This window comes from Mesorhizobium sp. BHbdii (genome assembly GCF_053848045.1).
The window spans coordinates 63,966-85,659 of record NZ_JBSPKX010000009.1 but is presented as its reverse complement, the minus strand read 5'-3'; the positions used below and the strand labels follow the sequence as shown (position 1 = coordinate 85,659).

The window sequence follows — 21,694 nt, the reverse complement described above, 5'->3', positions numbered from 1 at the left end:
TTGTTATGCAGCTGGTTGCGGTGGAGCAACCTGCTCGGCAGGAGCAGGTTCGGCCGCCTTGGCCGCAGCATCATTGATTGCCGCAGGTGCCGGTTGCGCGGCTGCTGCAGGCTGCAACGGGACTACCTTCAGCCAGTGCCGCTTGATGGTATTAAGCATCTCACGCTCAAGCCGGCATGCCTTCGTAAAAAATGGTAGCAGCCTGAACGCCCAAGCTCGCCGAGCGCTTTCTTCGTCCACGCAGTTGTTGAAATAAGCATGGCCCAAGTGGACCATTTCGTCATCGAGCGCCTGGATGGCCTCAAAGAAGGTAACGATCCGCTCGACAAAGGCAGAGTCTACTTTCTTGCCCGCCAAAATCTCGCGTAGCGCTTTCGAGCTTGGTGGCATGTCGATCTGCGCAAAGCGGCGTTCGAGAGCGACGTCGAGTTCATCGACGCCCTTATCCCAAGGGTTCATCGTTGCAAGAATGATGAGATTCTTGGGAACGCTCAACTCCTTACCAGACGCGAGATGAAAGGTTCGGCCGCGCTTGTCCGGTTCCAAATATGTCAGCGCCTCCCCGAACACCCGCGCGACGTCGCATCGGCTGATCTCGTCAATCAGGATAACGTGGATTGCTTCATCGGGATCTTCGTCGGCTGCCTTGCAGGCAATTGGAAATATCTTGTTTTGTAGTTCAAATCCACTGCCGTCTAAGGCTGGCGCAAACCCCTGCATAAAGTCTTCATACTGGTAGCTGGCATGGAACTGGACCACACGCACCGCACTAGGGTTGCTAGCTATGGTGTGGGCGATCCTCTCGGCATAATAGCTCTTCCCTGTGCCTGGCGGCCCTGAAAGGATAATCCCAGCAAAACCCATTTCTAGCGCGGCGCGAACGTCGATCAGTACGGAATCGGTATCGGGCAAAGGCTCAACGTCTCTAGGTTCAGGGTTTGGCCCTAAGGCACCGATAGACGCCTTGGAAACGTTCAGCCCCAACTGCTCGATCGACAGGGGCCTAACGCGTTCCTGGGTGACACTATCCACTTGATCTATTCCTGCATCAGTTCGATGTCACTTGCTGGGAAGTCGGCGGCGTCATCATAGAACAGCGTTTCGAAAATCTGCTGCTGATCCGCGCCATCCGCTCGGAGGTAGAATTCGGTGCGAAAAAGATTGGTTGCCGCTGCGATTGAAGGCTCATCTAGATGCATACCGTAGTCGCGATACATGAATGCCGCGAGCGCCGTGATCGGTAGCTTGTGACCTTTGAGAAGATGCTCAGAGGCACGGGCTGCGTGGTCAGATGGCAGTGAATACTTCGTGTTCAACCCGCTTCCGCTTATCTGAACTACGCGGAAGATCGGCCCAGGATCGGCCTTCACATTGCTCGGTGCATATGAGCCGGAGATATTGCCGTTAAACCAGATGTTTTTTCCGCGTGACACAAACGGCCGCAAATACGGGCGATTTTCCGCCGCGTCTAACACCTTGAGATATCGATCGTGGACTTCGACTATGTCGCTAAGTTGGGATGGCGCTCCAACTCTGGTGTTTTGTGAACGCAAGAGTGCGAGATAGCCTGGGACATGCTCATGATTCTTATTCTTGAGTAAGGAATCGATCGACCTGCGCACTGCATTGGCGCTAAAGACGTAGGTTTCAGGCTTTTCTGCCTCTTCCGCCACGGCGCACTCGTCCCTGAGAATCAGTCTGCTGCGCCAAATCTACACCGATTGCACTTCGTCCTGCATCTTTTGCTGCACGCAAAGTCGTTCCCGTCCCCATAAAGGGATCAAGGACGATTCCTGGCCTGAACGGGCCTTCGCACCCGCAATCACTCCATCCGACCGCACGCCGTTTTGCAAAGGTGAACTCTCGAAAATACCCACCGAGTACCAGCTTCGCCTCAGCAGCAAGCTTTTTAACCGGCTCCGAATTCCGGCCTGTTCCGGTCTGAGTTTTCATGGCCTTACCCGCATCAGAAATCCCCGTCGCCTGGATCGCAGCAATATGGGCTTCGGAAAGGCCGTGCATCTTCGCAAGTTCCATTGCGCGCTTGGCCTGGGGGCGCGCGGGATCGAGGTCAGATGTTCTCTCGACCAAGCGACGACGGGGCTTGCCGCAGCAAACACAAACTTGCTCAGGGCAGCCGAGCGTCAGTATACGGTCGACCAGTTCGACCGGGTATGGTGCTAGGTGGTCGCTTACGTCTCGACGCAAGCCTATCTGCCATACATCTGTAGGTCCCGTGCCGTTCCCGTATTTTTCGGCATATCCGTACTGATCGTAATAGTAGTCTCGCCGCTGCATCGCGAAATGGATGATGTACTCGTGCCGGCTCTTCAAGCGGTCTTTGGCCGGGTCGGGCATGCCGGCGTCTTTGACCCATATAATGCGATTTCTAACTGTCCAGCCTGCATTGTGTGCGGCAAATTCTAGACGCCCCGGCGTGTTGGCTAGAGATCCATTGTGATAGGTATCGCCGATATTGATGAAGACTGAACCCCACTTTGGTAGGACGGTCTTCCAGTTCTCCATGCAATCGAGCAGGCTACCAACATAGCCTTCTGCGGTTGCCTCCTGCCCTATCTGACCATCGACGCCATAGTCGCGCTTCAACCAGTAAGGCGGCGACGTGACTACCACATCCGCCTCACCGGCTTTCAGGGGGACATGCCGGGCATCGCCGTGGACTTTCTTGGTGAAAACGGGAAGAAGTTTTCGGTCATTTCCATCAGAATCATCGGAGGCCTGTTCCTCGGATTCGCGCGGCGACACGACCCGCAAATTGGTTGCCGGTCTGGGCATCTTGGCTATCCCCTCCAAGTTCGTTCTGACGATGACTGAACTCAATACAAGGAAGTACAAGCCAGTTGGTGACCTGTACGCCACACACTGTGACTCATTTCCTCAGATTCGTCGATCCGTGAACAAAATAAGAACATTGATGGAACTTATTGTCAATCGTCATCGCGCATTTTCCGGATCAAAGTTGGCCCGGCTAGCCGGTCTGGCCGTTGCGCAACCCATCCAATTCGTTCAACGCATCCTTGGCAGAGCGGTGGCTCGGTCCAGATCCCGAATCACCAGCATATCGCCGCGCTCAAGGCTTTGGCAGTTTGGGTTTGACCGGCGTGTGCGAGCAGCTTCTCACAGTGGGGACATGCGAAACCATGACCGTAACCGATCCGGAGGCGCTGTTTGCGGTGTTGAAGCCGTTTCTGGGGCGCCTGCGCCGCGTCGCCAACGAGGCCGGCTCGTTGTCGCCGTGGCTGATCCGGAAATTACTGAAGCTGGGACTTCCGGCGGTGTGCCCTGGAAACCAAACGCCATCAGTCCGGCTGTTCGATCGACTTCACCGGCCGTATCACCAAGCAGGCTACAGGACAGCACGCGAGGCGGCGGCCCGCCATGTTGCTGCGCTCGCGCCGCGGCTCGGCGCTCAAGGCGTGGGAGCTCAAGATCGCCAAGAAGCGCTCGATGGTGTGCGCGATCACGGTCGCTTGCAAGCTTGCCGGCATCCTGCATCGCGTGTGCATTGACGGCAGCGAGTTTGTTCCAGGCGCCGGTGCGGTTGTGACGCCGGCGATGCGGGCGACCTTGAAGGCGCTGAGGAACGGCGTGTTGACGGTTGCGTCTCGGCAGTTTGCAGGAGGATCAACAGCCTGAGTCTTTGCAGTTCCCGTGCGCATGGGCGGCGCCATGGCAGGGGCGTTTGATAAGCTATCTTGCCGGCATCCGCCTGCCACCCGGATGAGTGCGCCGTGATCGCTAGGACCGCCTCGTCATGGGCCATCAATATGGCCCAAAGGAGAGCATGGACGGCTCATTTGAGTCGAGCTCGTGGTGACGCAGGGATCTACTGAGGGAAAGTTTGGTTGCAAGAAGCACGCACGAAGTTTGCACCGACTATGGAGCAGAACTGGCGATGTCATGCGGCCGGGAAAATCATTATTGCAGGTGACATTAGAAGCCCAGAAGCCCGATCAAGACGGCGAGATAAAGCGAGCTGGCGCTCGCACCTCGCTTTGCTCGTAAGTGATTGTCTGCACATTGTTTTCGCCTGCGAAAACGGTGCCGTTCGGGCATTTTTGAGATGTGTGAGGCGCCGGTCTCAATTGCGCGCCACGGCGCGATTGGCGCTTTGAGCATCTTGCAGAGCCTGAACCCGCCGCCGATTCTGCTGCCATGGCAGACCGTGACGACAGCGATTTCCGTGTCAGGCCGGGACGCGTGCGAAACCATGGCGCGCGGGTCAACCCACGTTCGGCGCCATTCCTCGCCCAGGTGAAAATCGCCGTGCGCAAGGTGGGCGGCAACCCGAACCGCATCGGCGGCTCAGTGGGCAAAGGACAGCGGCCGGTTCAACGCCAGGGGGCGCGGCGCCAGCATCGCCGCGGGCCTGCTACGGGACAGCGGCGGCTGGAGCCGGGAAGGGGGCGGAAGCCGCTTCCGGGCGCGACGGGTGATGGTCAAGGCGCGGGTGGTCAGGTTCACGTCCCAGCGTGGTGCACGTGGCCCAAACTGCGCGGTGTCTCCATCAGGGCCGTGGATGCGCATCTGCGCTATCTTCAACGCGACGGGGTGACGCGCGAGGGCGAGAAGGGGCGAGTCTATTCCGCCTTCGAGGATGGCCGCGACAGTGACGAGGGCAGGGCATTCACCGAGCGCTGCCGCGGGGACCGGCACCAGTTCCGCTTCATCGTCGCGCCAGAAGATGCGGTTGAGATGGAGGACTTGCGATCCTTCACGCGCCACCTCATGCGGCAAATGGAGAGCGATCTCGGGACGCGGCTCGACTGGATCGCCGTCGATCACCACAACACGGGCCATCCTCACACGCATATCCTGGTGCGCGGCGTCACCGAGGAGGGCAGGGTGCTCAACATCGCCGGCGACTATATCGCCCACGGCATCCGCCATCGCGCCGGCGAACTGGTGACGCTGGAACTGGGGCCACACACCGAGATCGACATTGCCCGCAAGCTGAGAGCCGAGGTGGAGGCGGAACGGTTGAACCGCCTCGACCGGATGCTGCTTGCCGAGCAGGAAGAGCATCGCGTCGTAGACCTGCGTCCGGGCATGAGCGAGACCTACACGCTGCGCGCCAGCCGTCATCTCCTGATCGATCGGGCGAAGCGTCTCGAACAGTACGGCCTCGCCTCCGAGACCGAGCCCGGCCGCTGGGTGCTGCCGATGATGCTGAACACATCCTGCGCGATCTTGGCACGCGCAACGACATCATCAAGACTATGCATCAGGCGCACTCGCCGACCACGGCATCGCTGATGAGCGCGGTCCCAACCAGTATGTCACCCATGGCAGGCAGGTCACCGAGCCGATCGTGGGACGGGTGCTGGCCAAGGGGCTTGCCGGCGACGAGATGGACGGCGGGCTCTATCTCGTCGTCGACGGCATTGACGGACGCACCCACTATGTCGAGACAGGCGACGAGGCAAAGCTCGACGAGGTGAGGCGCGGCCACATCGTCGCCCTCGAGCCGCTCCCTACAAGGGCAGAGCCGCGCGCAGCCGATCTCAATATCCACGACATGGCGGCCGAGCGCGGCGGCATCTACCGGCCGAGCGAGCATCTGGAAGCAGCACGGCCGCAGATAGAGCGCATCAAGGGCGATCCCGATGCCTTCATCCGCGCGCATGTGCGCCGGCTGGAAGCGCTGCGGCGGGCCGGCATCGTCCAGCGCATCGATGCCGACCACTGGAAGATCCCTGAAGACATCGCCGAGCGCGGCGCGACCTATGACGCCCGCAACCGTGGCAAGGACTTCACTGTCCGCACACTCTCCTTCCTCGAACTGGACAGCCAAGTGACAAGCGACGGCGCGACCTGGCTCGACCGGGAACTGGCCTCGGCAAACCGGACGCCGCTTGCACAGGTCGGGTTCGGCCGAGAGGTTCAGGAAGCGATGGATCGGCGCCGGAAAAGCCTAGTCGACATAGGCTACGCCACGCCACTGCCTGATGGGTTGATCCGCGCCCCGCGCGATCTCCTGCAGCGCCTCGAGCAGGCCGAGGTCGCCCGCGTCGGCCGTATGATAGCGGCTGAGCGCCGGCTCAGCTTCACTCAGGCCAAGCCTGGCGAACATGTCAGCGGCCGGCTTGCCGGAGCCGCCAACCTCGCCCCCGGCCGCTTCGCCATGATCGACGACGGAACCGGCTTCCAGCTCGTTCCCTGGCAGCCTGTTCTCGAAAAACGCGTCGGTCAGCACGTCACCGGCATTGCCCCCGACACCGGCGGGATCGAATGGAACTTCGGGAGAAAGCGCGGTGTGGGGCTGTGATGGCTTTGCGGCAGCTGAGGTGTAGTTTCTTAGTCACCTCGTCCATGTGGATTCACCTCTGAGCGCGCAAGATGCGCCAACTGCAGACGCTTGGTTACAACAAGGCGAATGTCTTGAGTGGGGCCGGCACGTTCGGCGATGTAGCGGGCCCAGACCTACATAAACGGGGCCGGGGATCGTCCCGCCCATCTACTTCCCGCGCCGTTCATCGACAAGCCTATCAATCTCATCGTCAATCTGGCGGGCAGTCTCACTAAGGCGTGTCGCAGTATCGCACGATTTGTGTCTGACACGGTGTCTTCATTCACCTGCCAAGGCCAGTCCTCGGTAAAGGACCTTGCCTTGCGTGCCAATTCATTCAGCAAGCTTGCTCTCGCATTGCTCGCGATGCGATCGCGCAAAAAGTCAGCTTCTCCTCGCGTCAGCGCGAAGGCAGTTTCATCGAAGAGATTTCCGGGCGGTTTCGGGAGGTTAGATGTCCACAGTTTGAGATCATGGTCCTTGAGGCTTTCGGGCCCGTAAGTGTGGAACGTCGCCTGGTTGCCTGGCAGCGCCCGAATGCCGAGGGTGTGCAGTCCGGCCCAGTAGACGCTCGAGGGTAGCCGTTTGAGGCCTCGACCGGCGAGACGACCAATCACATCAGCTGTTTCTCCGCCTCGTAGAAGTGCTTCGCTCAAATCAAATTCCAGATCGCGAGCAATGACTGCCCGTTCTGCCTGCGTCGCCCTTCGACTTTGGGCCTCCAGATAGATCCATGGAATGAACAGCATGTAGCGCAGTCGCGTCTGGATCGTGCTGGTCCCGGGGAAGAGGAGATCGGCAAGGCCATCGCGCACGGTGCCTAGGCCAAGCTCATCGCGAGCTTCTGGCTGCTTGAACAGGTCGATCAGCGTTTGAGCGCGCCGACGCTCCTCGGGGTCGAAATCAATCCATGCGAGATAAGACATCAATTCTGCCTGCTATTTCTTTGGCTTCATCTGCGGCCGATCCGCCTCTGCTGCCTCGCTGTCGGACTTCAAATCAGCAACCAGGGCCTCAAGTTCGGACAGATGCGAGATGAACTCTTGGGGAAGGGGGACAGCTACCGTATCCGCCGCGGGATTGTCGTGGCTGTGAGTGTTTGCGCGGGTCATGCCTTCGTGGAATCGTATTGCCAACGCGTCCGAGAGTCGAACATAGCGCAGTAGCTGGGTTTGGATGACATCCGTTCCTCTTCGCACGATATCTCGGAATATCACTTCCTCCACCACACGCTCGTAAGTGTCGCGTAATCGGCCATAGAGGTTCTTCACACGGTACTCGTACTCGGCCGGGCTGGTCGCAAGCAGCTTGGTCAGTTGTGCTGAGTCGTTCTTCAACAGCCCGATGCGCTTGCCGACGTTTTGCCCCTTCCACGGCATCCCTGCCGTATCCACTCTGCCAGCGGCAGCCTTGTCGCTAAAAAGTGCGACCGTGACGGGCTCGATGCCCACTTCATCAGCTGCGCGACTGAGCTCATTGAAAAACACAATATCGTGCGTAAACACGATGACCTGTCGCTTGGTTGCCTCCTCAGCGATCCGCTGGGCGACCCTTGCACTTCGATCGCGATCGAGCGACGAAACGGGATCGTCAATCACGATCGGACCTGAACCGTCGGTCAAAGCAACTTCGGTCAGGAATCCGGCAAGAGCCAAGGCACGCTGCTCACCCTCGCTCAGGATATCCGAGGTGACCTTGGCCAGTTTTGTCTTGGGATCGACCTCGAATTCCGCCTTTGTCTGATTGCTCTTGCGTGCGAGGCCCACCTTGAGGTGCATGATGTCGAAGCGGGCGCGCTCGGCATCAAAACGCGTGACGACGGCTGTTGTCAGGTGGGCATCGACAAGCTCATTCGCGCGCTGCGTAATGCCACGAGTTTGAACGTCGGCGAGAGCCTTGGAGTAGGCGGCATCAACGATGAGCAAATTCCGTCGCACGGTGAGCTTCGTTTTGTTGATGGAAAGCAGCTTGCGGTCCTCAAGCTCCGTCTTTTCCACCAGGAGTTTGATCCGCTCTTCGTTGTCTCCCGCCTGCGCTAGTCCATCCTTCTCGCCTTTCAATTTGAGCGCGAAAGTTTCCAGCTGCTCGATCGGCACGACAAGAGGAGGAATTGTCTGACTGCTCTCGCCCCGCAATCGCGCGAGGGCCTCCGCTCGCCGTGCCACCGCCGATGCCTGGAGGGTTGCGAGGGCGCCAGCGAGCATCTCGTCCCGCCTTTTTACCTGCTCGAGACGGTCGGCAAAATCGGAGGCGCCAAGGAGAGCCAAGGCATGCATGCTTCCCAGGGCGTCTTCGACGGCTTTCTCAGCTTCCCGGGCGGCGGCATCGAGTGTGTCGTCCATGTATTTTTGGAAACGCTGCATGCGGGCAGCACCGTCGGGCAAAAGGGGCTGCTGGCATAGCACGCATGCAGCAGCGCCGCCGTCTGCCACCAGAACCGGGAACTCCTTGTCCTTATACGCTTCTGTCACCGAGTAATTGCGAGCCGCCGTCCAAAGTGTCCGCCATGCACCGCTTTCGACACCCGGCAGAGGTTCATCGGTGAACAACTCGCTAGCGGCTACCGTCGCTGCCTGCCGTGCTGCAACTGCTGAAGCGCGGAGCTTTCGAAGCTCGTCCAGTGTTGCATCTGCGAATGCCGATCCGACAGCCCCGACCTCCAGCAGCAGCGCATCTGTCCACTTCAAAAGCGCGGTGACGTCGGCAGCGGCGGCAGCGCCTGCGGAAAGGGCGGAGGTGAGTTCAGCGAGACGCTGCTGGTCCGTCTCGGTAAACGTCGTTGCCGACTCAATCTGCGCATCGGTTGTGGACTTGTTCAGCTGCTTGTTGAAGAGCTGAGCCGCGGTGCCGTGCTGGGCAGGAAACGCGAGCGCAGTCAGTTCGACCTTGTTGCCGACTTCCTTCGCCCGTTCTGCCTCCAGCTTCTCCTTCAAGGTAATGCAGACTGCGTTGAGCCGATGCGGCAGGGCCAGTCCGAAAGGAAGAAAACGGATTTGATTTCCGCCGTCGACGTAAAGCTCGGCGGAGGCCGTATCAAACACCGCAACTTGCATGAGCTGCGGCGACGCTGCGTTGCCTGGCGACCAGGGAACTATTGCCTCGCCTTCGCCGGCATCGATCACGATGTCGGCTGTCTGAGGGCCGGGCGTGCTTCCGTAAACGTCAGCAAGAACCTTCAGTCTAGCTGGGTTCTCAACGCGCGTCCGACAAGCGGTGCGAAAGATCCGAACAAACCCGCTTTTGCCGCTCCCGTTGCGACCGTAGATGATCGTCAAAGCCTTGGGACAGAACGTGAGAGATGCCTTGGGCACCAGCCGGTTCACATTCTCGACATTGGCGATGCGCTTGAGGACGATCGGTTGATATTCTCCGTTCCCAAAGTGGGCTTTCGTAAACGGTATCGGGGCGGGCGGCGCCGAAGTGAGCGCAAAGCCGGCCGCGTATTTGACCATCGCCAGCAGAGCCGCAATGTCAGCCTCTGTGAGCTCATTGCTGATCGCCAGCCGCCGCAGAGCGTCCTGTTTCCAGGTCGAGAGCTTTGTCGACCAGTCGACAACATCATCAATCGGCGTCCCCGCCATTATCCTTCCCCCATAAAAACCCTAGCGAATTCCTGCAGGACTCTGGCTAGGAGGATCCAGCAATACGCTGTCTCGCCCTGGCGATCGCCTCGTCCAGCCGCGCGCGCGATACTGCGGCAAGGCGCTCAACTCCAAGAAGATGGGCCATGTCGCGTGCGGGATCGGGCATGTCGAGAAGTCCGGGATTGTCGATCACGACCGAGGCAAGCTCGGCCAACGGTATGTCGGCAATTGAACGTCGCGCTTCCTCGTTGACCGGGTGGCGATAGGGAAGGAGATCCGAGAGCCCGCCCTTTTTCCAAATGAATTCGCCGCTGGATTCCTGCGTGCGATCCAGATCTCGCAGGTTCAGGTCGATCCTCTCGCGGATGCGGCCGCCCGTGCGCAGCCAACCGTGAACTCGTGCAATGCGCTGAGCGAGAACGTCGGAGCGCAATGGGCTCTCCACGTCAACGACGGCTTCGATCATCCCGCGCAGCGTGGTGCCGTAGCTAAACTCGAAGAATTGCTCGGGGTCCGGCCGAAAGTCGGTTAGATCCGTCACACGATAACGTCCTTGCTCGCCCTGGTTTTGGGTTGGCTCGCCGACCATTGTTGAAAATGCTCCAAATCCCGAGGGCTCGGGAGCTGTGGGAACATTTGCCGAAACCAGCTCAACCTCGGACGTGGCCGGGAGGGGCAGGGACTCCTCGATCGGCGCCGACGTCTGATCGCTGGGCTCGTTTGTCGGCTCAATCTGCTGACCCATTTCCCAGCGCGTCGTCACCTCCGTCTGCTCGTTCGAACGACGGGCCCGGCTCTCCTCGAGCAGGGTCTCTAGACTGGTGTGAAGGCGTTCGGCACATCCCTTTGCGTCGAACCACCAGTCCGTCGACCAAACGCGCAGGATGGTCCAGCCGAGCCCCGTCAGGACCTGCTCGCGAACCTTGTCACGATCCCTTGCCGTCGCCGATCGGTGATAAGTCGCTCCATCGCACTCGACGCCCGCGAGATAAGCTCCAGCCAGATCCGGGTGGCGGATTCCTAGGTCGATCCGGAAGTCGGAAATCCCGACTTGCGGAACGACCGTCCATCCGCGTCGCTCCAATTGTTCGGCGACCGCTTCCTCGAATGGCGAATCGAAACCACCGACCGATCCAAGATCCTGGGCGGGCAGCGCAATTGGGCCCCGTTCGGCGTAGTCGAGGAATGTCTTCAGATGCTGCACCGCAATCGCCTTGCTTCGCGATGGATCGATCTGGTCCGCGGTGAAGCCGGAGAAGACGATGAGCTCCTGGCGAGCGCGTGTTACCGCGACGTTGAGGCGGCGCTCGCCGCCGTCTCGGTTCAGCGCCCCGAAGTCCATCGCGGGCGGCTTTCCGGAGGCATCCCGATAGAACGTGATCGAGAACAGGATCACGTCCCTCTCATCACCCTGGACGTTCTCGAGGTTCTTCACGATCGTCGGCTCGACCCGGTCTTCGGCGAAGAACCATTCGAGTTCCGGATGGTCCCGGCGCGCGGCATCGAGCAGGTCCAGGATCAACGATTGCTGTTGCGCATTAAACGTGATCACGCCAAGCGTCGGTCGTCCGTTTTCCGGCAATGCCAGCCAGTCCCTCATGCGGTTGACTGCCTCGTGCACGACGGCCATGGCTTCGATCTTGTTCGTGCGGCTCTTGCCGCGATCGTAGACGCCGTCCGGCACCCGGTGCAGGCGAACCGCGCGATCGTCGACCGCCGGCGAGGGAAACGTGACCAGGCGGTTGCTGTAATAGTGATAGTTGGAGAACGCGATCAGCGACTCGCTTCGGCTGCGGTAGTGCCATCTGAGGTCGCGCACCGCGATCCCGGACGCCCGTGCCTCGTCGAGGATGCTTTCCAGATCCTTTTCATGGTCAGCAACCTCCTCTTCATCCTCGTTGCGGCCGAAGAAATTGGTCGGCGGCAGCTGCTTGGGATCGCCCACGATGATCGTCTGTCGCGCCCTGGCTATGGCACCGACCGCGTCCCAGGTGGTGATCTGCGATGCCTCGTCGAAGATCACCACGTCGAACAGCGCCTGGTTGGGAGGGAGGTACTGCGCAATCGAAAGCGGCGACATCAACATGCAGGGCGCAAGCTTGGCGAAGCTCTGCGGCATCTTGCCGATCATGTCGCGGATGGACTGGCTCGGCCGCTGAAGCTCCATTTGATGTCGCAGCAGCCCCAGTTCGGAGTTGCGTAAAACGCTCTGGACCGGCGCAAGTCCATGCGCGAGCGCGCTGACGACGCGCTCGGTGGCTTGCGTCCGCACCAGATCATCGATCTCACGAAATTCCGTGATGGCATTCTCGTGCTGGAACCTGCGGAAGTTTCGCAATACCGCGTCGCCGTCGACAACCGTCGGCAACCACCATCTTGCGTAGCCCAGACGAAAGGCCGACCGCGCCTGGTCAGGAGGGATCGTGCCCGTCTCGATCTGCTCAACGAGAGGCGCAAGATGGTGCTGGACCGCCTGCCTCCTGATCCGGCACCAGGCCGACCAATCGCGAAGCAGGTTTCGGGCGCCTGCTAGCGCGATCAGCTTGGCTCTGATCGCTTCAAGGCCCGGACCATCCGCAGGATCCGGAAGCTCGCGTGCCGCACTCTCGCCGAACGCCACTCTCGCAGCTCGGAATCCCTCGACAGCTGCCAGCAGCCTGTCGCCCGCTTCGCGAAGCCGGTCGTTCTCAAAGGTGCCACGCAAACTTGGCGCGACGGAACGGATGACGGCCCGGAACTCGTCTGGGCTCTGTCCAGGAATGCGAAGTGACACGCGAAGTCGTCGGGCGAGATCGAGGATGCCGGCGACGGCCTTCACGTCCGTTGCCAGACCTTCGATAGGCAGTGGCTTGCCTGCCAGTGGGCTTTGGTCGACCGCCGCCAGAAACTCCCTCAACCGGCGAAGCAGGGGAAGCTCCTTGCCGGGGTCGGCGGTGCCGCGTTGTGCCCGGCTTTGAAGCAGTTTCTGGATCTTGCTTTTGCCGAGCGCCGATTTAGGCCAGAACGATGCTTCCGCATCACGCCATTGGCGGTCCAGGGCGTCCAGGTCGAGGTCACGAACAGTCGCGACGTCATAGCTGGCGGAAAGGCTGCGCTCGGTCTCTCGATATGCCTCTATCGAGCGTTCCAGTTTGGCAACCGCTTCCCCAAAACTGGAGAAATCCCGGTCGAATGCAATCGAGATATCGCGATTGCGGGTCTCAGCCAGAATCTGCGCCAGGCCCGTGAGCGACTGGAGTTCCGCATGCGAGAACGTCTCACTAGGCGCAAGACCGAGACCGGACTGGAAGTCTCGCATCGATGCCGTCATTTGGCCGATGGCGGAGTGCAGAGACGTCGCCGCAGCCAGCAACCTCAATTGCCAATCGCTGCTCCACTCTGCAACATCGATCAGCTCGAACGCCGGCTGACGTTCGACCGACACAAAGACCAGGCCGACCTGTGCGGCCAGTTCCTCCAGTGCGAGAAGAGTTTGTGCGTCATGCCCTTCGGGCGTCTGCCATGTGAACGCCGGTGCCGGATGATCATTCGATTTGAGTGCAATGCCCAATGCCAGATAGGGCGTCCAACCGTTCTGGTAGGGCTTGTGAAGTGCCGCCACATAAGCATTCAACTCGTCGCGGCGCAGGCGAAGCCGCTCATTGATGGCGATCCATTGCGACGCGTCTGCGCGGCCTCCATGCTCCCAAGACGCTTTCAGTTGGGCGAGGAAATGCCTGCGATCGGCCTTGTTCGAGTGCAGTTCGATGCAGTGATTTCTAAGTCCGTGCTCGCGCAGCCGGCGATAAACGACATCCAAGGCCGCGGTCTTTTCGGCCACGAACAGGACCGTCTTGCCCACCCCCAGGCAGTTGGCGATCATGTTGGCGATCGTCTGGCTCTTTCCCGTCCCGGGCGGCCCGACGATGACGAAGTCGCGTCCCTCGGCTGCCGCCATGCTTGCGGATGTTTGCGACGAGTCCAGCGGAAGGAGGCTTATGATGTTTGAGGGCTCATAGGCACGATCCAGCTCTGCCTCATCGCGAAAGGTCGACTGACCGTCTGAGCTCTCGAAGGCCTGCTCGGGCGTGTCTATGAGGTGGCTAACGACCCTGTTTTGACGCAACGCGTCGGTGCGTTCGACAAGGTCCTTCCACATCAGGAACTTTGCGAAGGAGAACGTCGACAGCGCGGTCTCGTCGATCACCTCCATGCCAGGGACATCGCGGACCGCCTGTCGCATCGAGGACAGGATGCGCGGCACGTCGATTCCGCTGTCGTCGAGCGGCAAATCGCCAGCGAACTGGGGAAGACGAAGTTCGAAATCCCGCTCCAGGAACTGAAGAAGCGTGGCATTGAAGCGTGGCTCGTCCTCATGGAAGCGGATCGTGAAGCGCGAACTCGCGCTCCGCCTTTCAAGCCGAACCGGCACCAGCAGCAGCGGCGCCCGGTAGCTGCGTTCATCCTCCGGTTTCTTCTTCCAGCGAAGGAAACCGACAGCGAGGAACAGCGTATTTGCCCCACCCTCGGCGAAGTCGTTGCGAACCTGCCGGTAGAGGTCGATTAGCCTCGCTTCCAACTGGCGGGCATCCAACGTGGAGGCGAGTTCATCCCTGAGCAGCGCTTCAGCCGCGAACCCACGTTGCAGATCGCGACCGTGAACATCGCGATAGAGCTCTGCGTCTCGTTCTCCTAAAGGGTTTTGCTCGGGCAGGGAAATGAGCCGAACCGCAGCGCCATTCGCCAGCCTGTCCTCCAGATAGGCCACGTCCGTGCACAGGAACGGTATCGTCTTCTTCGAGTCTGGGAAATTAATCAGACGGTTCCTGAGCGTCAGGTCGAGCAGCTTCTTTTGCCAGCGATCGATGCGCCCCGCCGCTGTGGTGGGCTTGATTTCAACGGCCTCGGCCGGCAACTCGCCCATTGCTGGCGCGGCAGGAAGCGGCAGAGCCGTAACGGCGGCAGTCTCTTCATCGGCGGTGTTGCGCCGGACGGGCTCGTGCGAGGCGAGCGGCGTGATGCCGCCGCTGCGCGATCGTCGCACGTCGATGGCTGCGACGAAGGCATGCGCCTGCTCTTCGGCAAGGCGGACACTGAGCGCATTCTGCGCAGCCTCGAGCGTCAGCGCGGGCCGGTGCGTGACGCCTGTGGTTTCGAACGCGATGAATTCGCGCGACGCCAGTGCCTTGCGGACCTCCATCTGATCCGTTTCAACCGCATTTGCATAGGTGCGCTTGGCTAGCCAGACCCCAACAGCCGCGTGCCCGTCGAACATCAGCACAGCAGGATGCAATCCTGCTGCTTCCAAAGCAGCTGCGAAGAGAAGCGATGTGTCCAGGCAAGTCGCGAGGCGCTCCTCGGCGATGGTCGTGGGGCGCCTGATTTTCTGGCCGCGGCTCTCGAAGCTGGCGGGAGGCTCGGCATAGTGCAATCCCATGCCGGAGATCGCCGAATAGATGGCGGCGGCCAGCATGTATGCCCGTTGTGGGTTTTGCGATTGATAGCCGTCGAGGCCGCTCAGATGGCCGTGCGCGGCAAGCCGTTCTGCTGCCGCCCTCAGAATCGCCGCCACGCCAGGATCATTCGGCATCACGAAGGCTGGAAGCAATTGCGCCATATCGGCAACGCCACCCCACTCGTCGCGCGCGAGCAGCCTGACAGTCAAATGTCGCTCGTCAAAGACCTCACCCGCCGCGGTCAGGCGCAACGTGATCTCACCCCGCTCGGCCTCATTCAGACCGGCAAGGTAGCCAGCGTCGAGCTCGACCTTGCGGTCGCTCAACTGAAGCCTGTCGCCAGGAACGAGACGGTCGACCGTCCAGGTTTTCGGCCGCAGGAATGATGGCGACGACGTCAGTTCGAGCCGGCAGTTCTCTAGACTGCGGGCAGAATCGTTATCGAGCCGGACGGACCGGATAACCGGGATCGCATTCTGATATGATGCATAAGTGAAGCTGGACGCAACGTCAGCGAGGATGCTCGGGGTAGGCGAGCTATCCGCTATCGCACCATCATTTTTTACTAACTCTGAACTATCAGCAGATTGCATTGACCCCACCCCCCGAATTCAGAGTAGCGTTTTTTGCGAGATATAAAAGGCGCCTGCCGGATGATTGTGAGCTGCACCATTGCAAATGCTTCGCTTATCCACGCAATGGTTGACGCCCGAGAACCGAAAACCTGATCAGGCCAAGTACGTCGTGCAAAGATCGTCGCTCGGGCCGAGCTTGATGTCGCGAGACTCACCAGGACTGTTGCCCAACGCTGTCGGACTTTGCTACCGAAGTCCTGAGAGCCGTGGCCGTTCGCCATACGGTTTGGCCGACTTGGACTTAGTATCGGCATTTGCCTGAACGTCTGTTCGGGCCTGGAGAGCGCCCCGGATGGCATTTCGATTTATCCATACGGCGGACATCCATCTCGATTCGCCGTTGCGCTCGCTAGCGCTGCGCAATCCCGAGGTCGCCGAACTTGTCGGAGATGCCAGCCGACAGGCTTTCGCCGCAATAGTGGACCTTTGCCTGGCGGAGCGTGTCGACGCTCTCGTGATCGCCGGCGATCTTTACGATGGCGACCAGACTTCGATGAAGACGGCACGCTTTCTGGGATCCCAGATGACGCGTCTCCATCAAGCTGGCGTCAGGGTCTACATGGTCCGCGGCAACCACGACGCCATGTCGCGGATTACGAAGCAGCTCGTGCTGCCCGACTCGGTGACCATTTTTGGCGGCCGCTGCCAATCCGTGATCCAGTCTGGCGCTGGGCCAGATGTCGCGTTCCATGGTCTCAGCTTCGCCAGTCCCAAGGCTGCGGAAAGCCTGTTGCCCAAATATGCAGGCCCGCAGGAGGGAGCTGCGAACATCGGCATTATGCATACTAGCCTGGCCGGCTCCCCAGGTCATGACGTTTATGCACCTTGCAGCGTCGCCGACCTGCACTGCCACGGGTTTGACTATTGGGCGCTCGGTCACATTCACGTTCGCCAAGTGTATCTCGGTGCGAGTACGCTCGTGATGCCAGGGATCCCTCAGGGGAGGGATATCAATGAGGCCGGCGAGAAGTCGGTCACGCTGGTCACCATTCGCGACGATCGCTCCGTCGAGATCGAGGAGAGGCTCACCAGCGTGGCGCAGTTCGAGCGGGTGATCATCGATCTGACTGGGGCGTTGGAATGGAGCGAGGCCGTCGACCGCATCCGAGCGGGGCTGGAGCAATCCCGGGAGGTTACCAGATCGCGCTACCTTGTTGCCCGCCTTGGCCTGATCGGCACTTCAGCATTGTCCTGGTCGCTGATGCGCGATCGGGACTTGGCTGTCGCAGAAGCCGAACAGGCAGCGGAACAGGTGGGCGACACCTGGGTGGAGAAGCTGGAACTTGATCTTTCGGCTCCCTATGCCGGAGATTTGGCAAGTGTTGCCGATCCCACCCTGGAGCTAGCAGAGTCTATGCGCGCCAATGCGGGCTCTGAGGCATTTCGAGCCGAAGCGCGAGAATTCGTGTCGAAGACAATCGCGGACCTGCCGCCCGATGCCCGCGGTTTCGCCGGCAAGGACGAAGCAGGGCTTGAACAGTTCCTCGACGATGTGCTGGCACGCGGCGTCGACGTGGTCACGGCGAGGCTCAAGGCAGGTACACCGCGATGAGATTGCGGCACCTTGATCTGACCCGCTACGGCAAGTTTACCGACAAGGCGATCGACTTCGGAGAGAAGCCGGTTTCAGGTCCCGATCTGCATATCGTGTTCGGTTTGAACGAAGCTGGCAAATCGACCGCGCTTTCTGCCTATCTCGATTTGCTCTTCGGCATCGAAGAGCGCAGCCGCTACAATTTCCTGCACGAATATAGCTCCATGCGCATCGGCGGACTGCTCGAATTCGAGGGACGAGCGCTTGCCGTTTCCCGCACCAAAAGCCGCAGCAACTCGCTGCACGACGCTGAAGGCCAGCCCCTCAGCGAAATCGCCATTTCGGCGCACCTGGCGGGCTTGTCGCGCGATGCCTACAGCAGCATGTTCTCACTGGATGACGAGACGCTGGAGGCAGGGGGCAAGGCGATCCTCGAATCGCGGGGTGATCTCGGCAAGCTCCTTTTCACCGCCACAGCCGGGCTTGGTCATGCCAGCGATGTCTTGGCCGCACTGGAGACGGAGGCAGATGGGCTTTACCGAAAACAGGCCCAAATCACCGAAATCGCGCTGCTGAAGAAGCGGTTCGCGGAACTCAAGTCACGCAAGGAGACGATCGACACCCTGGCCTCGACATTCGAAGCGCTCGAGGCGGAACGGGTGGAAGCCCATGACAAGTATGATCGCAGTCTCGCTGAACGCTCGGTGTTGTCGGCGCGACTGGCTACAATCGCCCAGTACACCCGCGCCGCGCCGCTCCTCGCGGAGATCAAGCGCAAGGCGACCAGACTGGCTGAGCTGCCTGACATCCCGTCTCCTCCCAGGACCTGGAGTGGCAGCGTCGCGGAATTGATCGATCAGGACGCGCGCTTAAGAACCCGTCTCCAGGCGAATGCCGATGAGATCGATCGGGCAAAGGTAAAGATCGAAGCAATCGCAGTTGACGACGCTGTGCTGGCGATCTCCGAATCGGTGCGCGGGCTTGCCGATCGCAAGGCGCGTTATGCGTCCGCGGGCATGGATCTGCCGACCCGCAAAATGGAAGTCCAGATGCTTGACCAGATGGTGGCGAACTGTCTCGCCGCGCTCGGAAGATCGGCCGAACAGGATCCGTCCCGGCTCATCCTGCCTGCCTTTGTGGTCGGCACGCTTCGCAACATGGTCGAACAACGCTCAGGCATCACGACGAGCCTTCGGATGGCCCGCGATGAAGCCGCTGCCGCGCTCGATGGGCTCAACGCTGCACGAGGTCGCGTTGGCGAGGAGAGGGCGGTGCCCGAGCCCGCAAGAGCCAGGCTGACGGCAGCCGTGTCGGAGGCGAAGGCCAGTAGTCACGCCCGGGAGATAACAGAGGCGCGCGCATTGGAGGACGAGCGGCAAACAAGGCTGGCGGATGCGGTACGGCGCCTCCAGCCGTGGTCGGGAGATGCGGACGCACTTTCGAAGCTATCGGTTCCGCCACCGACGCAGATGGCTGCCTGGAAAACACTGGCCGCGGAGCTTCAAAGGGACAAGGCAGTCTTCTCCGAGCGTCTGGCTGAGCATGAACAAAACCGAGTATCCACTTCGTCACGCCTGGCTGCTGTCCGCGCCTCGGCCGATCTCGCCGACGATGACACAGCCGCGGCAATACGACGTGAGAGAGATGAGGCCTGGCGAAATCACCGGGCGGACCTCAAGGCCGAAACGGCAGACGTGTTTGCCGCGGCATTGGCAAAGGACGATCGTGTCGCCACGGCTCGATTGGCCCATGCGGGCGAGCTCGCGGATCTGCGCGCAATCAAACAAAAGGCGGCCGAGACCGAAGCGGCAATAGAGCGCGTAAACTGCCAACTCGCCGGGGTGGCCCAGCGCGCAGAAATGGCGTCCGCTGAAATCAAGCGAATGGCCAGCGCCTTGCTTGAGGATTGCCGGGCGCAGTCGCTCGGCTTGCTGATCGGACTTCTCGAGGAGCGCCTTTCCGCGCGCGCTGACGCGCTTGGCGCCTGGGACGATATCCTGCTCGCACGCACAAGGATTGAACGCGCAACAGCCGAAGGAGAGCGGATCCATCTCGGATTGGCCTCGGCTCTTCAAAGCGTTGGAATTCAGCCGGAAGCTGTTGAGGCCCTGGAGGCAATGGTGGTCGCCGCCGAGCGCTTTCTGGATAGGCAGGCGAAGGTCGACGCGGAACGCGCGGAAGCGCTGAGGAGCGTCGCCGCCAAGGAAGAGGAGCTGGCCGCCAGGCGGCTCGCTGTTGAAATTGCCGAGCGGCGAGAGGGTGCATGGCAGGCCGAGGTCAAGGAAATACTAAGGGGCACTTGGCTCGAAGAAGGCATCGTCGGAACCGGGCTTGGCAGCGTGCTCGATCAGTTGTCAGAGCTGTCCAAGGCCCTGCAGGATCGTGAGGCCATGCGTATACGCATAAGCAAGATGGAGGCGGATCGGACTGCATTTGCTGAAGAGGTCGCCTGCCTTGTTGCGCCGGCCAGCGAGCGTGCGAGCGACGAGGCGCCAGAACAGGTGAGCGTCAGGCTGGCCGAGCGCCTCGAGCAAGCCGAGCGGGCCCGTGAGGCGAGGGAAAATCTCCTCCTTGACGTTCAAAAGTTGCAGGACGTTCGTGAGGCACTGAATGCTGAGGTCGCGACATACAAGACGACAAAGCAGGAAGTGCTCGATGCCTTTGGGGTGAGAACTCTGCCCGAAGTCGTGGAGCGCGATGAACAGCTTCGCGAGCGAGACGTCCTGCATAGTGCCGTGGCCGAGCTTGAAGAACGACTCACGAGCGAACTCGCCCTCTACGACTTCATCCAAGCGCAGTCGTTACTGGAAGGCCTCGATCTCGATGGGCTTGCAATTGAAAAGGCCGAAGTCGAGCGGCGTCTCGCCGACCTCGATGACTCACTGCAACAGCAGCTCGTTCGACGCACCCGGGCGACCGACAAGCTCGATGCGATCGGCGGCGACAGCGCAGTTGCCCGGATCGATGCTGATCGTCGCACCGTCCTTCTCGAAATCGAGGAGAAGGCCGTCCGCTATATCGAATTGAAACTTGGGGTGATGTCGGCGGCGAGCGCGCTCCGGGTTTATCGCGAACGTCACCGCTCTGGAATGATGAGCGAGGCCTCCGACGCCTTCGCACTGATAACGCGCGGCCACTACACAGGCTTGACGACCCAACCGGTAAAGGGCGGCGAGGTCCTCATCGCGACACAGCGGGATGGCCAATCGAAGCTCGCAGACGCTTTGTCGAAAGGCGCGCGTTTTCAGCTCTACCTGGCTCTACGCCTCGCCGGATATTACGAGTTTGCCAAGCTCAGGCCGTCTGTTCCGTTCATCGCCGACGACATCATGGAAACGTTTGACCATCTCCGGTCGGAGGAAGTTTTCCGATTGTTCGGAGAGATGGCCCGTGTTGGCCAGGTGATCTACCTGACGCATCATCAGCACCTATGCGACATCGCCAAGACGGTCATTCCTAACGTCGCCATTCACATGCTCGGGTAACCCAAACGACATTGTCGTTGGTCGTTTCTCGAAGCAAGTTGCATTGTCAACGACCGCTTCGCGCCTCATGCACGAACCCGCTTCGCGGGAGGGGCGCCTCGTTCTGAGATGGCGCGACAGGCGTTGGTCTTGAGCGGGTGGAAGCTGCGATCCGACCATGGAGTTCCTTCAACGAGAGGAACTCGCCATGGATACCCTGTCGACCGATGCACCGATCTCTCCGCTTCGCCAGCGCATGCAGCAAGACATGCTCATGCGGGGCCTAGGCTCCCATACCCAGCAGGACTACTTCCGTCACATCCGGCGCTTCGCAGCCTTCCTCCGACGCTCTCCCGATACTGCGACGCCCGAGGACATCCGCCGCTTCCAGCTGTATCAGCATGAGAACGGCGTCGGGCCTGCGACCATCAATGGCGCGGTCTCGGCGCTGCGGTTCCTGTTCCTGGTGACGCTGAAGCGGCGGGATCTGGCCCGTGTGCTGGTGATCATGCGCTATCCACGCAAGCCGCCGGACGTGCTGAGCGTGGAGGAAGCGGCGGGGCTGCTCGAAGCAGCACCTGGCATCAAGTACAAGGCCGCGCTCGGTGTCGCCTATGGCGCGGGCCTGCGCGTATCGGAGGTCGCGCACCTCAAGGTCGATGATATCGACAGCACACGCATGCTAATCCGCGTCGAATAGGGCAAAGGACGCAAGGATCGCAACGCCATGCT

11 protein-coding genes and 1 pseudogene are annotated in these 21,694 nt (G+C 60.6%); 6 read left to right on the top strand and 6 right to left on the bottom strand.

Features of this window, described 5'->3' with window-relative positions; genetic code table 11:
• Positions 1 to 3 precede the first annotated feature (3 nt).
• From ACWTU8_RS28920 to ACWTU8_RS28910, 3 genes are read right to left on the bottom strand one after another with little or no spacing between them, the layout of a single operon-like run.
• Complete coding sequence (locus ACWTU8_RS28920; RefSeq protein ID WP_455850819.1) at positions 4 to 1,032, bottom strand: AAA family ATPase; 1,029 nt, start codon at positions 1,030 to 1,032, stop codon at positions 4 to 6.
• Positions 1,033 to 1,037: 5 nt separating this feature from the next.
• The gene (locus ACWTU8_RS28915) at positions 1,038 to 1,673 is read right to left on the bottom strand and encodes a hypothetical protein (RefSeq protein WP_455850818.1); all 636 of its coding nucleotides are present in this window, start codon (positions 1,671 to 1,673) and stop codon (positions 1,038 to 1,040) included.
• The gene (locus ACWTU8_RS28910) at positions 1,648 to 2,796 is read right to left on the bottom strand and encodes a DNA-methyltransferase (RefSeq protein ID WP_455850817.1); all 1,149 of its coding nucleotides are present in this window, start codon (positions 2,794 to 2,796) and stop codon (positions 1,648 to 1,650) included. Before ACWTU8_RS28910 ends, ACWTU8_RS28915 begins: the two co-directional genes overlap by 26 nt.
• 359 nt (positions 2,797 to 3,155) lie before the next feature.
• On the opposite strand from ACWTU8_RS28910, the pseudogene ACWTU8_RS28905 reads away from it, so the two are divergent.
• The 3 genes and pseudogenes from ACWTU8_RS28905 to ACWTU8_RS28895 form a co-directional block, all read left to right on the top strand.
• Positions 3,156 to 3,302: pseudogene (locus tag ACWTU8_RS28905) on the top strand (IS110 family transposase); the annotation flags it as partial.
• Positions 3,303 to 4,176: 874 nt separating this feature from the next.
• Entirely contained in the window at positions 4,177 to 5,277 is a 1,101-nt protein-coding gene (locus ACWTU8_RS28900) for a relaxase/mobilization nuclease domain-containing protein (protein WP_455850816.1), read from the top strand.
• Between the two features lie 55 nt (positions 5,278 to 5,332).
• Positions 5,333 to 6,289, top strand: coding sequence for a DUF3363 domain-containing protein (locus ACWTU8_RS28895; protein WP_455850815.1), 957 nt, complete (start codon positions 5,333 to 5,335; stop codon positions 6,287 to 6,289).
• A gap of 155 nt (positions 6,290 to 6,444) precedes the next feature.
• On the opposite strand, the gene ACWTU8_RS28890 is transcribed toward ACWTU8_RS28895, so the two are convergent.
• The 3 genes from ACWTU8_RS28890 to ACWTU8_RS28880 are packed head-to-tail and all read right to left on the bottom strand — an operon-like array spanning position 6,445 to position 15,922.
• On the bottom strand, positions 6,445 to 7,236 hold the full coding sequence (locus ACWTU8_RS28890; RefSeq protein WP_455850814.1) for a DUF6361 family protein: 792 nt from the start codon (positions 7,234 to 7,236) through the stop codon (positions 6,445 to 6,447).
• 12 nt (positions 7,237 to 7,248) lie between these two features.
• Positions 7,249 to 9,891 (bottom strand): AAA family ATPase, encoded by a 2,643-nt coding sequence (locus ACWTU8_RS28885; protein ID WP_455850813.1) that lies wholly within the window; start codon positions 9,889 to 9,891, stop codon positions 7,249 to 7,251.
• Positions 9,892 to 9,937: 46 nt separating this feature from the next.
• Positions 9,938 to 15,922, bottom strand: coding sequence for a DUF3320 domain-containing protein (locus ACWTU8_RS28880; RefSeq protein WP_455850812.1), 5,985 nt, complete (start codon positions 15,920 to 15,922; stop codon positions 9,938 to 9,940).
• 334 nt (positions 15,923 to 16,256) lie between these two features.
• On the opposite strand from ACWTU8_RS28880, the gene ACWTU8_RS28875 reads away from it, so the two are divergent.
• The 3 genes from ACWTU8_RS28875 (at position 16,257) to ACWTU8_RS28865 (ending at position 21,662) form a co-directional block, all read left to right on the top strand.
• Positions 16,257 to 17,516 (top strand): metallophosphoesterase family protein, encoded by a 1,260-nt coding sequence (locus ACWTU8_RS28875; RefSeq protein ID WP_455850811.1) that lies wholly within the window; start codon positions 16,257 to 16,259, stop codon positions 17,514 to 17,516.
• Positions 17,513 to 20,983: an AAA family ATPase gene (locus tag ACWTU8_RS28870; protein WP_455850810.1), complete on the top strand. Its 3,471-nt coding sequence runs from the start codon at positions 17,513 to 17,515 to the stop codon at positions 20,981 to 20,983. Before ACWTU8_RS28875 ends, ACWTU8_RS28870 begins: the two co-directional genes overlap by 4 nt.
• Positions 20,984 to 21,170: 187 nt before the next feature.
• On the top strand, positions 21,171 to 21,662 hold the full coding sequence (locus ACWTU8_RS28865; RefSeq protein ID WP_455850809.1) for a tyrosine-type recombinase/integrase: 492 nt from the start codon (positions 21,171 to 21,173) through the stop codon (positions 21,660 to 21,662).
• The last annotated feature ends 32 nt before the right edge of the window (positions 21,663 to 21,694 follow it).